The following is a 14,499-nucleotide window of genomic DNA, read 5'->3' as shown; positions in this document are numbered from 1 at the left end:
ACACGGGAGACGACATGACCACCGAAGCCACGGCCGAACAGGCCCAGCAGGCCCTGCTGGAAGAGTTCGAGATGTTCGACAACTGGATGGACCGCTACCAGTACATCATCGACATGGGCAAGCAGTTGCCGGCCTTTCCCGAGGAGTGGAAGACGCCCGAGCGCAAGATCCAGGGCTGCCAGTCGAACGTCTGGATCCACCATCGCCGCGAGGGTGAGGTGCTGCACTTCGATGCGGTGTCGGATGCGGCCATCGTGTCCGGCCTGATCGCCGTGCTGCTGCGCATCTTCAATGATCGTCCGGCCGCGGAGATCCGCGACACCAGCCCCCACTTCCTCGAGGACCTGGGCCTCGACAAGCACCTTTCCCCGACGCGCAGCAACGGCCTGCACGCCATGCTCGGCAAGATCTACGAAGTCGCCGACAAGGAAGCCGCTTCCGCCTGACGTCGAGCCGGCGAGCGCCGGGCGGCATGCCGCCGACGCTCCCGTGCGAGAATGCCCTCGGCATCCAGGCTGGCGATGGAGACGTCCCGCGCGGCGGGAATCTCGCCCGCCAGCTGCAGCGCCTGGTAGCGGCCGCAGCAGACGCGCAGGAAGGAAGCGAAATTGGCGGGGTCGTGACCGGCCTCGGCGCACTCCCGCGACAGCCTCGCCACCAGCTGGCTGAGCGTCAGGCCATCGCGCTTGCCGATCTCCTCGAGCACCGCCCAGAAGAATCCCTCCAGGCGCACGCTGGTCGAGACGCCGTCGAGGCGCATGGAGCGGGTCTGCGGCTCCCAGAGGCCCGGTTCGGCGCCGATGAAAAGCCTGCACATGCGATGTCCTCCCTTGCTGGCCCGGCCGACACCTCATCATGGTGCCGGACGCGGGCCAGGGCAAGGCGCTCCCCGTGGCTAGCGTTCGATACGCGTCCCGAGCACCTCGAGGAACTGGGCGATCCAGGCCGGATGGGCGGGCCAGGCCGGTGCCGTGACCAGCTTGCCGTCGGTCACCGCGGCGTCCACGGCGATGTCGGCGTAGCGGCCCCCGGCCAGCTCGACCTCGGGGCGACAGGCGGGATAGGCCGAGCAGGTGCGTCCCTCCAGCACCCGCGCGGCCGCCAGCAGCTGGGCGGCGTGACAGATCGCCGCCACCGGCTTGTCGGCCTCGAAGAAATGACGCACCAGGGCGAGGACACTCTCGTTCAGGCGCAGGTATTCCGGGGCGCGACCGCCGGCGATCACCAGGCCGTCGTAGTCAGCCGGCGTCACCTCGGCGAAGTCGGCGTTGAGCGTGAAGCGGTGCCCCGGCTTCTCGCTGTAGGTCTGATCGCCTTCGAAGTCGTGAATGGCGGTGGCGATGCTGTCGCCGGACCGCTTGTCGGGACACACCGCGTCGACGCGGTGGCCCACGGCCTGGAGCGCCTGGAACGGCACCATGGTCTCGTAGTCTTCGGCATAGTCGCCGCACAGCAAGAGCAGTCGCTTGGCGGACATGGCGTGTCTCCTCATCGGCTTGTTGGGGTGGGTGTGCCATTCTCAGTCTGGCACGGCCGAGGCGGAGGAGGGTGGTAGCGGGCTACTACAGGCGCTGGTCAAGCGGTGCCAGGATCGCGGCGAGGCGCCGGCATGGCGGGGTCAGCGTTCGGGGGAGTGGCGAGCGTGGCGGCAGCGAAAGTGCTCGTCCAGCTCGGGGTCGTCCCGGCACAGCCGCTCGCTGGGCCCGCCGGGCACGGGATCGATGCCGCCGGCACTGCCGGGGTGGCAGCGCACGATGCGCCGTACCGCGAGCCAGCCGCCACGCAGCGGGCCGTGTACCTCGATGGCCTCGACGGCATAGTGCGAGCAGCTGGGCCAGAAGCGGCAGCGCGGCCCGAGCAGGGGGCTCACCACCAGCTGGTAGAGCCTGACCGGGACGATCATGACGAGCCCCGCCGCGTGGCGCAGGCCGTGGCCCGGGCGCGGGATCCGGGCCACCCCTCAGCGCCCCTCCGCAGGCTTGCGATAGAGTGCCTCGGGATCGATCAACGGCTCGCTGGTGATCCGCGCCTCGCCGTTTTCCAAGGCCAGGTAGAAACAGCTGCGCCGCCCGGTGTGGCACGCGGGGCCGGTCTGCTCGACCTGCAGCAGCAGGGTGTCGCCGTCGCAGTCGAGGCAGGCCCCGCGCAGGTGCTGCTGCTGACCGGAGGACTCCCCCTTGCGCCACAGCTTGCCGCGCGAGCGCGACCAGTAGCAGACGCGGCCGGTGGCGAGCGTCTCCGCGAGCGCTTCGCGGTTCATCCAGGCCATCATCAGCACCTCGCCGCTGTCATGCTGCTGGGCGATGGCGGGAATCAGCCCGTCGTCGTTGAAGCGAACGGCCTCGAGCACCTCGTCCAGGGGCGTTCGCGTGCCCAGCGCGGCGCGCTCGAGTTGCTTGAAGGTATCGGTCATGGGGCTTCCCTACAGGCTGGTTCAGGCGCGTGCCGCCGCGTTCAGGCACAGGTCGCAACTGCCCAGCAGTTCGATGGTCTGGCGCTCGACGCGAAACCCCAGGTCGCGCGCCTGGGCGCTGAGCTGTGCGTTGACGTCATCCAGGTGCAGCTCCTCGACACGCCCGCAGTGGCGGCAGATCAGCAGCTGGAAGCCGTGGGCATGCTCGGGGCAGGGACAGGCCACATAGGCGTTGAGCGATTCGATACGGTGCACCAGGCCCTGCTCGATGAGGAAGTCGAGGGCGCGATAGACGGTCGGCGGGCGGGCCGCCGCATGCTCGACGGCCAGCCGGTCGAGCAGCTCATAGGCCTTGAGGCCGCCGCTGGTGCCGGCGATCATCTCGAGCACGCGTCGCCGGATCGGGGTGAAGCGCACCCCGCGGAGCTGGCATTGTCGTTCGGCCTGCGCGAGCAGGGAGGTAGCGTCGGTCATGGGTGACCCGAAGTCTCTGGAGCAGCGTTCATTCTACGTGCTGAGGCAGGGCTGGGCCAGCTCGGGATCGGGCAGGCCCTTGAGCTCGCCTCGGCGGGCGAAGTGCTGCTGGGAGAAGGCGACCCGCGCCTTGACACCCACTCCCTCGGGCTGCTTCTCCACCAGGTCCAGGCGCGAGCGCAGGCCTTCGCCGTTGGCCATCTGGATGGCCAGCCCCGGGCGGGCATTGAGCTCGAGCAGCATGGGGCCGCGGTCGCGGTCGATCACCATGTCGGTACCCAGGTAGCCGAGCCCGGTCATCTCGTAGCAGCCCGCCGCCAGTTCCAGCAGGCTGCCCCAGTCGGGAATGCGCAGGCTGGCCAGCTCGTGCCCGGTGTCCGGGTGATCGCGGCGCGAGCGGTCGAACTGCACCCCGCGCACCGCGGTGCCCGTGGCGATGTCGAGTCCCACGCCCACCGCCCCCTGGTGCAGGTTGGCCTTGCCGTCCGAGGCGGCCGTGGAGAGGCGCATCATGGCCATCACCGGATAGCCGCGGAAGATGATCACGCGAATGTCCGGCACGCCCTCGTAGGTGTATTCGGAGAGCTTCTCGTCGAAGTTGATCAGCCCCTCGATCATCGCCACGTCGGGAGCGCCGCCCAGCGAGTAGAGGCCGGACAGGATATTGGAGATATGGCGGTGCAGGTCCTCGAGACCGAGCTTGGCGCCGCTGGGCTTGATGAAGCCCTCCTGGTCGACCCGCTCGATCACCAGGATCCCCTTGCCGCCGCTGCCCTTGGCCGGCTTGATCACGAAACCGGGGTGCCCGGCGATCATTTCCCGCAGCCCCTTGATGCCGAACTGGGTGGTCACGGTGCCGATCAGGGCCGGCGTGGTGATGCCGTACTTCTCGGCGAGCAGCTTGGTCTTCAGCTTGTCGTCCACCAGCGGATAGAGCCGCCGGCTGTTGTAGCGCCCGATGTAGCGTATGTTGCGCCGGTTCATGCCGATGATGCCGCGACGTAGAAGCTGGCTCGGCCGTGCCCACATGGTGTTCAGTCCTCGGTGACGGGCTTGAAACGTCTCAGCTCGAGCAGCCGGTACCCCGTATAGTTACCCAGCAGCAGGATCAGCGACATGATGATGAGCTGTACGCCCAGGAAGTTGAAGGTGATGTGGCGTATCCACGGGTTGTTCATGGCGAGATAGGCCAACACTGCCGTTATGAGGCTTCCGCCGCCCTGAATCAATACCTGCTTGGGGCCTTCTTCCTCCCACAGGATCGACATGCGCTCGATGGTCCAGGCCAGGATGATCATCGGGAAGAAGGTGATCGTCAGGCCCGCATTGAGGCCCACCCGGTAGGACAGCACGGAGAAGATCGAAATGATGGCGATGACCGTGATGATCACCGCCGAGACTCGCGCCACCAGCAGCAGGTTGAGATACGAGAGGTAGTTGCGTATCACCAGCCCGACCGATACCACCAGCAGGAAGCCGATCAGGCCGGTGGGCAGCGAGGTCTGGATGAAGGCCAGCGCAATCAGCACGGGCATGAAGGTACCCGACGTCTTGATCCCGACCAGGATGCGCAGGAACACGACCACCAGCGCGCCGATGGGAATCAGCAGGATGGTCTGGAACAGCGCCTGCTCCTCGAGCGGCAGGCTGTGGATCGAGAAGTTGAGCAGGGTGTCGTCGGCCAGCTGGCTGCGCACCGCCGCCGCGGCGGGTTGGCTGCGCGACAGCATCGAGAAGGTCACGCGCGAGTTGGTGCCCCCCTCGACCTCGAGCACGGCGCGCCCGCCGGCTTCCCACAGCAGGAGGTTCTCCGGCTGGCCCTGGTCGGCGGTACGCGGGTCGAACAGCGCCCAGTTCTCCTCGTCCTCGAAGACCATGATCCACGAGGTCAGCGACTGGCGCCGGCGCCCATCCTCGAGCACCAGGCCATTGACCTCTCGGGCATGTACGCCGGCCTGGTTGAGCAGGCGTACCAGCAGGGGAGTGCGCTCGAACTGGGTCAGCAGCAGGCGCGCATTCTCGCCCTGGCGATCGTCGTTGAAGTCGCGGATCAGCTCACGAGTGAACGTGTAGGGGTCGGCGCTGCGCATCCACGCACGCTCGATCACCTGGGCCGCCGCGGTATCGTAGGGGCGCTCCCAGCTGACTTCGCGCAGGGACGGACGCGAGACCTGGCGCTGGCGCTGGTCGTCGGTGACCAGCAGGCGCACGGAGTAGTAGAGCTGCTGGCTCCCCGTGGCGCTACGAATCGACCACTGCGCGCGGCGGCCGGTCTCGTCCTGCAGGAACGACAGGCCGTAGCCCGGTGAAGCGGTGTTCTCGGTCAGGATGCGGTAGCCGCGCTGATGCGAGGGCAGGGCCAGTTCGACGCGAGCGGGCTCGCCCAGGGCGGTGAAGTCGACGATGGCCTCGACCTCCCACACCTGGCGCTGTTCCCCCGGCGTCCACGGCACCTCCATCTGGATATGACGATGCAGGCTCGTGCCGATACCGAGCACCATCAGCAGACCCACGATGAGATAGAAGGGCAGTCGCGACATGTATCATCCTTGCAGGTAGGGAGTCGAAGCCCGGCGTCAGCCTTCTTCTTCGTCCCGGTCGTTGATCTCGTCTTCCGCCGCCTCGGAGGCCGGGCGGCCGCCCGGAAACTCGGGACGTGGGTGGATGTAGTTCTCCGCCACGTCGATCAGGGCGATGTCCATCAGGAAGCGGCGGCCGAGCAGGACCGGGTAGTTGAGATGGGTGCGATCGTTGAGGGTGAACTCCACCGTCTCGCGGATCGGTCCCAGGGTCATCAGCAGGCTGACGACCGGGCGCGACTCGCTGCCAGCCGCCTGCATGATGCGCACCCGGCGCTCGATCGGGCGCTCGATCCATTCGTCGCGGACGCTGTCGACGACCACATCGTCCTCGTTGAGGCCCAGCTTGAAGCGCACCCAATCCTCGCCGTCACGCTCGAAACGGGTGATGTCGGTGGCCGAGAGAGAAGAGGTGTTGGCCCCCGAGTCGACGCGGGCGCGCAGGTAGGTGCCCACGTCCGGCAGGCCGACCCATTCGGAGCGACCCACCATCTCCTTGGACGACAGCGTCTCGCTCAGCTCGTCGTTGCATTCCGCCGGCACCACCTTGGGGTCGTCGCCGCGCTGCTCCAGCCGCTCGATGTCGCCGCGCAGGTGGCGCAGCGTGAGACCGGCGTCGCGCAGCTCGGCGAGCAGCTCGGCCTGGCGTTGGTCGTCGTCCGCCCGGGGGTCGGGACGGACACAGCTCTGCGCGATCTGCTCCTCGAGCTGACCGATGCGGGCCTCGAAGGCCGCGGGACTGAGACTGGGCTCGGGTTCTGAGTCAGGTGTGAGGGCGCATCCGCTGATGATCATGGTGCTCAGCAACCAGGCGATGGGTGCGGATAGCGTTCTCGGTCGCATTGGAATCGACAGCCTCCGGTCGGGCTACGGGCCGGGCGTAGCGGCAGTGGGCTTGGCGTGAAGGGCACACGTCTGGTCGCGGCAAGACATGCCGGGGGATGATAAGGATTTCGGGGTGGCGTTGTCCAACGTCGCGACACGGGCGTGATTTAACATAATATACATTATGCGAACCTAGACTCAGGATTGTGCCGGAGCGCTCTCCGCCGGCCCCCTGCGGCCTGACGCCTGGGTCCACTGCATGGCGCCGATCACACGACGAACCCCGACGCTCCGGTCGGGGTTCATGCTTGGGCTGACGCAGCGCGCGCCCGCCATCACGCCTCGTCGGCCGGCGCGTAGGAGCCATCCTCGCGGTGCACTTCCTTGCCGGTGATCGGCGGCGTGAACACGCAGGCCAGGTGCATGGTCTTGTGGGCGCGCAGCAGGTGTTCGTCATGCTGGTCGAGAATGTAGATGTCACCCGGCTTGATCGGCCAGATCTTGCCATCGGCCAGGGTTTCCACCTCACCTTCGCCCTCGATGCAGTACACCGACTCGTAGTGATGCTTGTAGTGGATATGGGTCTCGGTGCCTTCGTAGATCCGCGTGATGTGGAACGAAAAGCCGCCGCCGTCATTGGCCAGCACCAGGCGAGTGCTGTCCCAGGTGCCGCTCTCCGCCTTGACCAGGCGGTCTGTCTTGCGCGCTTCCTCGAGATTGCGAACGATCATCTTCCCAGGTCTCCGTTCATTCCATGGATTGGCCGGCTGCCACGACAGCCGGCCGACAAAAGGTCATGGGTGGCGCGTCGGGTCGACGCTCAGGCCATGACTTCCTTGACACTTGCCTCGAGGATCTCCAGCCCCTTGAGCAGATCCTCGTCGGGTATGGTCAAGGGGCACAGGCACTTGACCACTTCGCCGGCCTGTCCGCTGGTCTCGATGACCAGCCCCTTCTCGAACGCCTTGGCGGTGATCTTGTCGGCCAGCTCACCGCTGCCCACGTCGATCCCGCGCATCAGGCCGCGGCCCCGCTCGGAAGCCGTCACGCCCTGCTCGCCGATCCAGGCGGCAATCTTCTGGAAGCGATCCTCGACCACCCTGCCCTTGCGCTGGACATCGCGCTCGAAGGTATCGTCACGCCAGTACTGTCGCATGGCGGCGGCGGCCGTGGCAAAAGCCAGGTTGAAGCCGCGGAAGGTACCGTTGTATTGGCCCGGCTTCCATTTGTCGAGGTCGGGGCGCATCAGCACATGGGCAAACGGCAGGCCGAAGCCGGACAGGGACTTGGAATTGGTCACGATGTCCGGCTTGATGCCGGCGTGCTCGAAGCTGAAGAACTTGCCGGTACGGCCGCAGCCGGCCTGGATATCGTCGACGATCAGCAGGATGCCGTTGTCGCGGCAGATCCGCTCCAGGCGCTTGAGCCAGTCGAGGCCGGCCACGTTGATGCCGCCCTCGCCCTGCACCGTCTCGACGATCACCGCCGCCGGCAGATCCAGGCCGCTGGAGTTGTCGCCCAGCAGTTTCTCGAAGTAGTCGAGGCTGTCGGCGTGCTCGCCCAGGTAGCCGTCATACGGCATGAAGGCGCTGCCCTGCAGCGGAATGCCGCCGGTGGCCTCGCGGAACTTGCGGTTGCCGGTGGTGGCCAGCGCGCCCATGGTCACGCCGTGGAAGCCATTGGTGAAGGTGACGATGTTGTGCCGACCCTGGGCGACGCGGGCCAGGCGGATCGCCGCTTCGACGGCGTTGGTGCCGGTCGGCCCCGGCAGATGGACCTTGTACTCGAGCCCGCGCGGCTTGAGGATCACCTCTTCCAGCGTCTCCAGGTAATCGCGCTTGGCGGCGGTCCAGAAATCGAGACCGTGGACGATGCCGTCGCTGTCCAGGTAGTCGAGCAGCGCCTGCTTGAGGTGCGGATTATTGTGGCCATAGTTGAGCGTGCCGGCGCCGGCCAGGAAGTCGATGTATTCGCGGCCGTCCTCGTCGGTCAGCCGCGCGTTCCTGGCCTGGGTGAAGACCACCGGGAAAGAGCGGGAATAGGTTCGTACATTGGATTCGAGACGTTCGAGAGTCTGGGTCTGCATATCGACCTCCTGTCGAGATAGTCAAGCGTAGGAAAGCGGGGACGGCCGAGAGGCTCGACCATCCAGCGATTCGGGTGGGATCAGATGCGCCGCGTGTCGAAGGGACCGATACGCACGAGGTTCTCGGGGTCGTGTTCACCACCGAGCTGGTCCGTGGAAAAGTATTCACGGCTGTTGAGCGGCGCCTGCCAGCGATCGGCCAGGCGGCGGAAGAGCCCCCAGGACGCCTGGTTGTCCGGCGTGATGGTGGTTTCCAGGTGATGGACCTCTACCAGCTCGGGGCGGCTCATGACGGCCTCGACGAGGCGCCGCGCCAGCCCGGTGCCACGGGCCTTCTCGCCCACCGCCACCTGCCACAGGAAATAGGTGTCGGGAGCGTTGCTCTTCACGTAGCCGGACACGAAGCCGACGATCTCCCCCTCTTCGTTGGTGGCGACGGCACAGGTATCGCGGAACTGGGTCGCCAGCAACAGGTAGGCATAGGCCGAATTGACGTCGAGCGGCGGGCACGACTTGACCAGTTCGTAGATACCCCAGCCGTCGTCGGGATTGGGCTTGCGGATGAACAGTGGCGAGGCATCGCTGCCGACCACGGCATCGGCCACGCTGGGGCGGGCCAGGTCGGCGGAGGGTGTGAAGGGCTGCGTTGTCACGTTCATGGTTAGGCTTCGCTGTAGCGATGTTGCTCGTAATGATAACAGGGCTCTGCGTCAAATCAAAACTAGCATTATGAGAGCGGCACCATTCCATAACAAAAATTTATCGTCGGTTGCCGAAGCGCCACTCTATCGCACCACCTCAAGAGTGTAGTCCAGCCGACCAGCGATGATCGCAACGATGTCGGGCCGCCCGTGGCGGCCCGACGATCGTGAGCGAGGCTCGGCTCAGCGGCGCGAGAGCGTGCGCATGGTGACGAACTCCTCGGCCGCCGTCGGGTGGATGCCGACGGTAGCGTCGAAATCCGCCTTGGTCAGGCCGGCCCGCACCGCGATGGCAATGCCCTGGATCAGCTCGCCGGCCTCCTCGCCCACCATGTGGGCGCCCACCACCACGTCGCTGTCGTCGGCGACGATCAGTTTCATCAGGCAGCGCTCCTCGCTGCCGGAAAGCGTGTGCTTCAGGGGGCGGAAGTCGGTACGGTAGACCCGTATCGCCCCATGCTGCTTGCGCGCCTGCTCCTCCGAGAGCCCAACCGTGCCGATATTGGGGTGGCAGAACACCGCGGTGGCGATATTGCGGTAATCCAGCGGTGCCGGCTGGGCATCAGCGAAGTGCTGCTGCACCAGGTGCATCGCCTCCGCCAGCGCCACGGGTGTCAGTTCGGGACCGCCGGTGACGTCGCCCAGCGCCAGGATCGAGGGAACCGAGGTCTCGAAGCGCTCGTTGACCTTGACGCTACCGTCGCCATTGAGCTCGACCCCCAGCGCATCGAGCCCCAAGCCCTCCACGTGCGGCCGGCGCCCGGTCGCCGCCAGCACGGCATCGACCTCCAGCGCTTCGCCGTTGGTGAGCGTGACCCGAAGCCCGCCCTCGACCTTGTCGATCCGCTCGACGTTGGTCTCGAAGTGCAACCTGACGCCCTTGGCCGCCATCTGCTCCCGGGTGAACTCGCGCACTTCCCGGTCGAAGCCGCGCAGGAACAGCTCGCCGCGATAGACCAGGTGGGACTCGCTGCCCAGGCCATTGAAGATACTGGCGAACTCCACTGCGATATAGCCGCCCCCCAGCGCCAGGAAACGCCGCGGCAACTGCGCCAGGTCGAACACCTCGTTGGAAGTCACCGCCAGCTCGCGCCCGGGAAAATCGGGTATCCAGGGCCACCCGCCGACGGCCACCAGGATCTTGGCGGCGGTAATGCTCTCGCCCGCGACCTCGACGCGGTGGGCATCCGCCACCCGCGCCCGCCCGTTGATCAAGCGTACGCCGGCGCTCTCCAACAGGCGGCCGTAGATCTCGTTGAGCCGCTTGATCTCGTGGACCTTGTTGTCACGCAGCGTGGCCCAGTCGAACTCCGGAGCCGCGGGCAGCTGCCAGCCGAAGCCGCGGCCATCCCGAAAGGCATCGTGAAAGTGGGCGGCATAGGAGTAGAGCTTCTTGGGCACGCAACCCACGTTGACACAGGTACCGCCCAGGTAGCGGTCTTCGGCAACGGCCACCCTGGCGCCGGTTGCCGCCGCGGTGCGGGCGGCACGCACCCCACCGGAACCGGCGCCGATGACGAACAGGTCATAGTCGAAGTCAGACACTTGCTTCCCCTTGTCTTGCCGGGCACGGGAAGACGGCCCGGTCGAATCGCACGATTTTACCAGCGCCACCCATGCCATGTAGAGCCACCCCGGGCAACGGCGCCGGTTGACCGCCAACCCCCACGGCGGTACAAGAAGCGCTCGGCAACCGCCCCCCTGACAATGGAGCCCGCATGGACAAGGACATCGAAACCCTGCTCGACAACAACCGCTCCTGGGCGGAGCGCATGTGCCGCGAGGATGCGGACTACTTCACTCGCCTGTCGCAGCAGCAGAATCCCGATTATCTCTGGATCGGCTGCTCGGACAGCCGGGTCCCCGCCAACCAGATCGTGTCGCTCCCCCCGGGCGAGGTCTTCGTCCATCGCAACGTCGCCAACCTGCTGCATCACAACGACATGAACGCCCTGTCGGTGGTGCAGTACGCCGTCGACGTACTGCGCGTCAGGCACATCATGGTCGTGGGCCACTACGGTTGCGGCGGCGTGCGCGCGGCAGTGGCGGGGGGCGAGTGCGGCATGGTCGATTACTGGCTGCATTCAGTCCGCGAGCTCTACAGCCACCATCGCCCCAGCCTCGCGCACCTGCCCCTCGATCAGCAGATCGATCGCATGTGCGAGCTCAACGTGCAGGCCCAGGTCAACAACCTGTGCCGCACCAAGATCGTCCAGCTCGCCTGGCAGCGCGGCCAGCCGCTGGCCGTCCATGGCTGGATCTACGGGCTCGGCGACGGTCGCATCACCGACCTCAAGTGCACCGTGAAGGGGTTGGACCAGGTGGCCACGCTGTACCGCATCGACCGCCTCGAGTCGAGCCCCGGCGCCTGACGAGCGGCTCGCCTCGAAACCGCGGGCGAGCACCATTACACTGCGAGCGAAGTCCTGCGCAGGGAAAGCCGATGTCCGACCCATTCGCCACGCTGCAACGTGAACACCTCCGGTGCCTCGAAAGTCGCTACGCCGGGATACTGGGCGCCCTGGGCTACGATGGGGTCCTGATCCACAGTGGTCGCCCGGCCCTTCACTTCGGCGATGACCAGTACGCCAACTTCTGCAGCTACGGCCATTTCCAGCACTGGACCGGCCAGGCCGGCCTGGCCCATAGCTGGCTGCTGGTCCGACCGGGCCAGCCAACCACCTGCTTCCTGCACGCGCCGGAGGACTTCTGGCACCTGCCGCCGCAGTTGCCCGAACAGGCCTGGACCGAGCATCTCGAAATCGTGCGCGTGCAGGACGCCGCGCCACCGAAACTCGGCGCAGGGCGCTTCGCCGTGATCGGCGATCTCGACAGTGCCAGCGCCCGGGACCTTGGCGCCCAAGAGGGAGTCGCGTGCAACCCCCCTGCCCTGCTGGCCGCGCTGGACGAGGGGCGCGTGCGCAAGAGCGCCTACGAAATCGCCTGCCTGGCCGAGGCCAATCGCCTGGCCGGCCTCGGCCATCGCGCCGCGCGCGAGAGCTTCCTCTCCGGTGGTAGCGAACTCGAGATCCACCTGGCCTACCTGCAGGCCTCGCGCCAGCGAGAAGGCGAGCTGCCCTACGGCAACATCGTCGCCATCGGCTCCCATGCCGCGGTGCTGCACTACCAGCATTACGACACGGCCGCGCCACCGCAACGCCACGGCCTGCTGGTGGACGCGGGCCACCGCTACCGCGGCTATTGTGCCGACATCACCCGTACCTGGCCCGGGGCGGACGCCGACCCGCTCTTCGCCACGCTGGTCGACCGTATGCACGCCATCAAGCAGCGCCTCGTCGCGGCCGTGGCGCCCGGCGTCGATTACGTCGAGCTGCACGGCTGGATGCATCGCCTGCTCGGCGAGCTGCTGGCGGAGAGCGAGCTGGTCGCAGGCACGGCGGAGGCTATCGTCGAGAGCGGCATCACGCGCGCCTTCTGCCCCCATGGGCTTGGTCACCTGCTGGGCGTCCAGGTGCACGACGTGGCCGGTCGCTCGGCGCGCGACGGCACTCCCCGGCCGCCGCCGGCCGAGCATCCCGCGCTGCGCCTGACCCGGGAACTGGAAGCGGGAATGGCGGTCACCATAGAACCGGGGCTGTACGTCATCCCCATGCTGCTCGAGCCGCTCGCATCCGGTCCCGCGGGGCGGCTGCTGAACCGGGGGTTGATCGAGCGCCTGGCCCCCCATGGCGGCATTCGCATCGAGGATAACGTGGTGGTCACGGCCGACGCAGCCAGGAACCTGACCCCAGACATCGAGTGATCCCATGCGTGAACGGCGTCAGCAGTCCGGCTTCGCTCCCCCGCGCGGGTTGACCAACCCGCACGTGCAGACGCTGTTGCCTCGGCTGCTGCCGCGGCCCCGACTCGCACGCGACAGCGAGATCCTCGAGCTGCCCGACGGCGATTTCGTCGAACTCGAGTGGATTCATCCGGCCCCTGCCGACCCCGGCGCGCCACTCTTCGTGCTGTTCCATGGCCTCGAGGGGTCGTTCCGCTCCCCCTATGCCCGCTGGCTGCTGGCGACGGCCAGCGACATGGGCTGGCGTGCGCTGCTGATGCATTTCCGCGGCTGCGGCCGTCATCCCAACCGGCTGCCCCGCGCCTACCACAGCGGCGATACCGCCGATGCCTACTGGCTGATCAGCGAACTGTCACGGCGCTATCCCAAGGCGCTGAAGGTGGCCGCCGGCGTCTCGCTGGGCGGCAACATGCTGCTCAAGCTCGTCGCCGAGCAGGGCGGTGGCGGCCTCGACCTGGCCGGCGCCATCGTGGTCAGCGCCCCGCTCGACCTCGCCGCCAGCGCCGAGAGGCTGCATCGCGGCTTTTCGCGGCTCTACGAACGCCACCTGCTGAACGCGTTGAAGCGCAAGGTCGCGCCGCGTCTGGCCCGCGGCGAGTTGCCGCTGGCCCTGGACCGCCACGCGCTGGCACGCATCGACAGCCTGCATGCTTACGACGATGCGGTCACCGCGCCGCTGCACGGTTTTCGCGATGCCGCCGACTACTACCGCCGCGCGTCCGCCGGACGCCTGCTCGGCGAGGTCGAGCTGCCCACCCTGATCCTGCACGCCGACGACGACCCCTTCATGCCCGCCGGGCTGTTCGAGCGGCTCCCCGACCCCGCCGACGCGGTGCGCCTGGAGATCACCCGCCACGGCGGTCACGTCGGCTTCGTGGAGTGTCGCGATCGGCGCCTGCAGCCGTGGCTGGCGCGGCGCCTGGCACACGAACTCGCCTGCTGGGCCGATACCGGCGCCTCCTGGCAATCGGCGATGGAGCGCCACCTCAGCCGGTCGGACAACTGACCCCGGTCCCGCGCAGGCCGCAGTAGCCCCCCGGATTCTTGTGCAGGTACTGCTGGTGGTACTCCTCTGCCAGGTAGAAGGCGTCGAGCGGTTCGATCTCCGTGGTGATTCGCCCTCGACCGGCCCGGGTCAGCGCGGCCTGGTAGGCGTCGCGGCTGCGCTGCGCGACGGCGAGCTGCGCAGCGCTGGTGGTGTAGATCGCCGAGCGATACTGGCTGCCCACATCGTTGCCCTGGCGCATGCCCTGGGTCGGATCATGCGCCTCCCAGAACACCCCGAGCAGCGTCTCGAGCGTCACTTCTCGCGGGTCGAAGACCACCCTGACCACTTCGGCGTGGCCGGTGCGGCCGGTGCAGGTTTCTTCGTAGGTGGGGTTGGGGGTCACCCCGCCGGCATAGCCCACCGCGGTGACGTGAACGCCGGGCAACTGCCAGAACAGCCGCTCGGCGCCCCAGAAACAGCCGAGGCCAAGCACGATCGTCTCGTGCCCCTCGGGAAAAGGCGGCAGCATCGCCCGGCCGCTGACGGCGTGCACGCCCGAGACACGCAGCGGCGCATCGCGTCCGGGCAGGGCATGGGAAGGTTCGACGGTCATCACGATTCTCCTGTGAAC

17 protein-coding genes are annotated in these 14,499 nt (G+C 67.3%); 4 read left to right on the top strand and 13 right to left on the bottom strand.

All coding sequences use genetic code 11. From position 1 onward, the window contains the following. Nucleotides 1–14 precede the first annotated feature (14 nt). Nucleotides 15–446: a SufE family protein gene (locus DIS04_RS01030; RefSeq protein WP_111411865.1), complete on the top strand. Its 432-nt coding sequence runs from the start codon at nucleotides 15–17 to the stop codon at nucleotides 444–446. On the opposite strand, the gene DIS04_RS01025 is transcribed toward DIS04_RS01030, so the two are convergent. The 12 genes from DIS04_RS01025 to gorA form a co-directional block, all read right to left on the bottom strand. Next, complete coding sequence (locus DIS04_RS01025) at nucleotides 410–817, bottom strand: ribbon-helix-helix domain-containing protein (RefSeq protein WP_111411864.1); 408 nt, start codon at nucleotides 815–817, stop codon at nucleotides 410–412. The genes DIS04_RS01030 and DIS04_RS01025 overlap by 37 nt on opposite strands. 78 nt (nucleotides 818–895) lie before the next feature. Further along, complete coding sequence (locus tag DIS04_RS01020; protein WP_111411863.1) at nucleotides 896–1,477, bottom strand: DJ-1/PfpI family protein; 582 nt, start codon at nucleotides 1,475–1,477, stop codon at nucleotides 896–898. A 141-nt stretch (nucleotides 1,478–1,618) separates the two neighbouring features. Further along, nucleotides 1,619–1,903, bottom strand: coding sequence for a membrane protein insertion efficiency factor YidD (yidD, locus tag DIS04_RS01015; protein WP_111412730.1), 285 nt, complete (start codon nucleotides 1,901–1,903; stop codon nucleotides 1,619–1,621). Nucleotides 1,904–1,960: 57 nt separating this feature from the next. Next, on the bottom strand, nucleotides 1,961–2,413 hold the full coding sequence (gene hisI / locus DIS04_RS01010) for a phosphoribosyl-AMP cyclohydrolase (protein ID WP_111411862.1): 453 nt from the start codon (nucleotides 2,411–2,413) through the stop codon (nucleotides 1,961–1,963). Between the two features lie 21 nt (nucleotides 2,414–2,434). Beyond that, a complete protein-coding gene (locus DIS04_RS01005) occupies nucleotides 2,435–2,887 on the bottom strand; it encodes a transcriptional repressor (RefSeq protein ID WP_111411861.1) in 453 nt (150 codons plus the stop codon). Between the two features lie 33 nt (nucleotides 2,888–2,920). After that, entirely contained in the window at nucleotides 2,921–3,916 is a 996-nt protein-coding gene (locus DIS04_RS01000; protein ID WP_111411860.1) for an alpha-L-glutamate ligase-like protein, read from the bottom strand. Nucleotides 3,917–3,921: 5 nt separating this feature from the next. Continuing rightward, the gene (locus tag DIS04_RS00995; RefSeq protein WP_111411859.1) at nucleotides 3,922–5,427 is read right to left on the bottom strand and encodes an inactive transglutaminase family protein; all 1,506 of its coding nucleotides are present in this window, start codon (nucleotides 5,425–5,427) and stop codon (nucleotides 3,922–3,924) included. 36 nt (nucleotides 5,428–5,463) lie between these two features. Next, complete coding sequence (locus tag DIS04_RS00990; RefSeq protein ID WP_179951205.1) at nucleotides 5,464–6,309, bottom strand: ATP-dependent zinc protease family protein; 846 nt, start codon at nucleotides 6,307–6,309, stop codon at nucleotides 5,464–5,466. A gap of 317 nt (nucleotides 6,310–6,626) precedes the next feature. Next, entirely contained in the window at nucleotides 6,627–7,022 is a 396-nt protein-coding gene (locus DIS04_RS00985) for an ectoine synthase (protein WP_111411858.1), read from the bottom strand. Nucleotides 7,023–7,111: 89 nt separating this feature from the next. Then, nucleotides 7,112–8,377 (bottom strand): diaminobutyrate--2-oxoglutarate transaminase, encoded by a 1,266-nt coding sequence (gene ectB / locus DIS04_RS00980; RefSeq protein ID WP_111411857.1) that lies wholly within the window; start codon nucleotides 8,375–8,377, stop codon nucleotides 7,112–7,114. A gap of 80 nt (nucleotides 8,378–8,457) precedes the next feature. Further along, nucleotides 8,458–9,036 carry a diaminobutyrate acetyltransferase gene (gene ectA / locus DIS04_RS00975; protein WP_111411856.1) on the bottom strand — a complete coding sequence of 193 codons (579 nt, stop codon included), beginning with the start codon at nucleotides 9,034–9,036 and terminating at the stop codon, nucleotides 8,458–8,460. Between the two features lie 225 nt (nucleotides 9,037–9,261). Further along, nucleotides 9,262–10,623: a glutathione-disulfide reductase gene (gene gorA, locus DIS04_RS00970; protein ID WP_245904446.1), complete on the bottom strand. Its 1,362-nt coding sequence runs from the start codon at nucleotides 10,621–10,623 to the stop codon at nucleotides 9,262–9,264. A gap of 173 nt (nucleotides 10,624–10,796) precedes the next feature. On the opposite strand from gorA, the gene can reads away from it, so the two are divergent. From can to DIS04_RS00955, 3 genes are all read left to right on the top strand, one after another. After that, nucleotides 10,797–11,450: a carbonate dehydratase gene (gene can / locus DIS04_RS00965; protein WP_111411854.1), complete on the top strand. Its 654-nt coding sequence runs from the start codon at nucleotides 10,797–10,799 to the stop codon at nucleotides 11,448–11,450. Nucleotides 11,451–11,521: 71 nt separating this feature from the next. Beyond that, entirely contained in the window at nucleotides 11,522–12,841 is a 1,320-nt protein-coding gene (gene pepQ / locus DIS04_RS00960) for a Xaa-Pro dipeptidase (RefSeq protein ID WP_111411853.1), read from the top strand. Between the two features lie 4 nt (nucleotides 12,842–12,845). Further along, nucleotides 12,846–13,886, top strand: coding sequence for a hydrolase (locus DIS04_RS00955; RefSeq protein ID WP_111411852.1), 1,041 nt, complete (start codon nucleotides 12,846–12,848; stop codon nucleotides 13,884–13,886). Here the strand turns inward: DIS04_RS00955 and msrA are convergent. After that, nucleotides 13,867–14,481 (bottom strand): peptide-methionine (S)-S-oxide reductase MsrA, encoded by a 615-nt coding sequence (gene msrA, locus DIS04_RS00950; protein ID WP_111411851.1) that lies wholly within the window; start codon nucleotides 14,479–14,481, stop codon nucleotides 13,867–13,869. The genes DIS04_RS00955 and msrA overlap by 20 nt on opposite strands. Nucleotides 14,482–14,499: the final 18 nt, after the last annotated feature.

This window comes from Billgrantia lactosivorans (assembly GCF_003254665.1).
Lineage (GTDB): Bacteria > Pseudomonadota > Gammaproteobacteria > Pseudomonadales > Halomonadaceae > Halomonas > Halomonas lactosivorans.
This window is presented reverse-complemented; position numbering and strand designations above follow the sequence as displayed.

Coding starts and splice junctions, on each gene's coding strand:
- DIS04_RS00995 (WP_111411859.1), bottom strand. CDS start 5,427: ATGTCGCGACTGCCCTTCTATCTCATCGTGGGTCTGCTGATGGTGCTC.
- DIS04_RS01005 (WP_111411861.1), bottom strand. CDS start 2,887: ATGACCGACGCTACCTCCCTGCTCGCGCAGGCCGAACGACAATGCCAG.
- DIS04_RS01000 (WP_111411860.1), bottom strand. CDS start 3,916: ATGTGGGCACGGCCGAGCCAGCTTCTACGTCGCGGCATCATCGGCATG.
- ectA (WP_111411856.1), bottom strand. CDS start 9,036: ATGAACGTGACAACGCAGCCCTTCACACCCTCCGCCGACCTGGCCCGC.
- pepQ (WP_111411853.1), top strand. CDS start 11,522: ATGTCCGACCCATTCGCCACGCTGCAACGTGAACACCTCCGGTGCCTC.
- DIS04_RS00990 (WP_179951205.1), bottom strand. CDS start 6,309: ATGCGACCGAGAACGCTATCCGCACCCATCGCCTGGTTGCTGAGCACC.
- ectB (WP_111411857.1), bottom strand. CDS start 8,377: ATGCAGACCCAGACTCTCGAACGTCTCGAATCCAATGTACGAACCTAT.
- DIS04_RS01020 (WP_111411863.1), bottom strand. CDS start 1,477: ATGTCCGCCAAGCGACTGCTCTTGCTGTGCGGCGACTATGCCGAAGAC.
- hisI (WP_111411862.1), bottom strand. CDS start 2,413: ATGACCGATACCTTCAAGCAACTCGAGCGCGCCGCGCTGGGCACGCGA.
- msrA (WP_111411851.1), bottom strand. CDS start 14,481: ATGACCGTCGAACCTTCCCATGCCCTGCCCGGACGCGATGCGCCGCTG.
- DIS04_RS00985 (WP_111411858.1), bottom strand. CDS start 7,022: ATGATCGTTCGCAATCTCGAGGAAGCGCGCAAGACAGACCGCCTGGTC.
- yidD (WP_111412730.1), bottom strand. CDS start 1,903: ATGATCGTCCCGGTCAGGCTCTACCAGCTGGTGGTGAGCCCCCTGCTC.
- can (WP_111411854.1), top strand. CDS start 10,797: ATGGACAAGGACATCGAAACCCTGCTCGACAACAACCGCTCCTGGGCG.
- DIS04_RS01025 (WP_111411864.1), bottom strand. CDS start 817: ATGTGCAGGCTTTTCATCGGCGCCGAACCGGGCCTCTGGGAGCCGCAG.
- DIS04_RS00955 (WP_111411852.1), top strand. CDS start 12,846: ATGCGTGAACGGCGTCAGCAGTCCGGCTTCGCTCCCCCGCGCGGGTTG.
- DIS04_RS01030 (WP_111411865.1), top strand. CDS start 15: ATGACCACCGAAGCCACGGCCGAACAGGCCCAGCAGGCCCTGCTGGAA.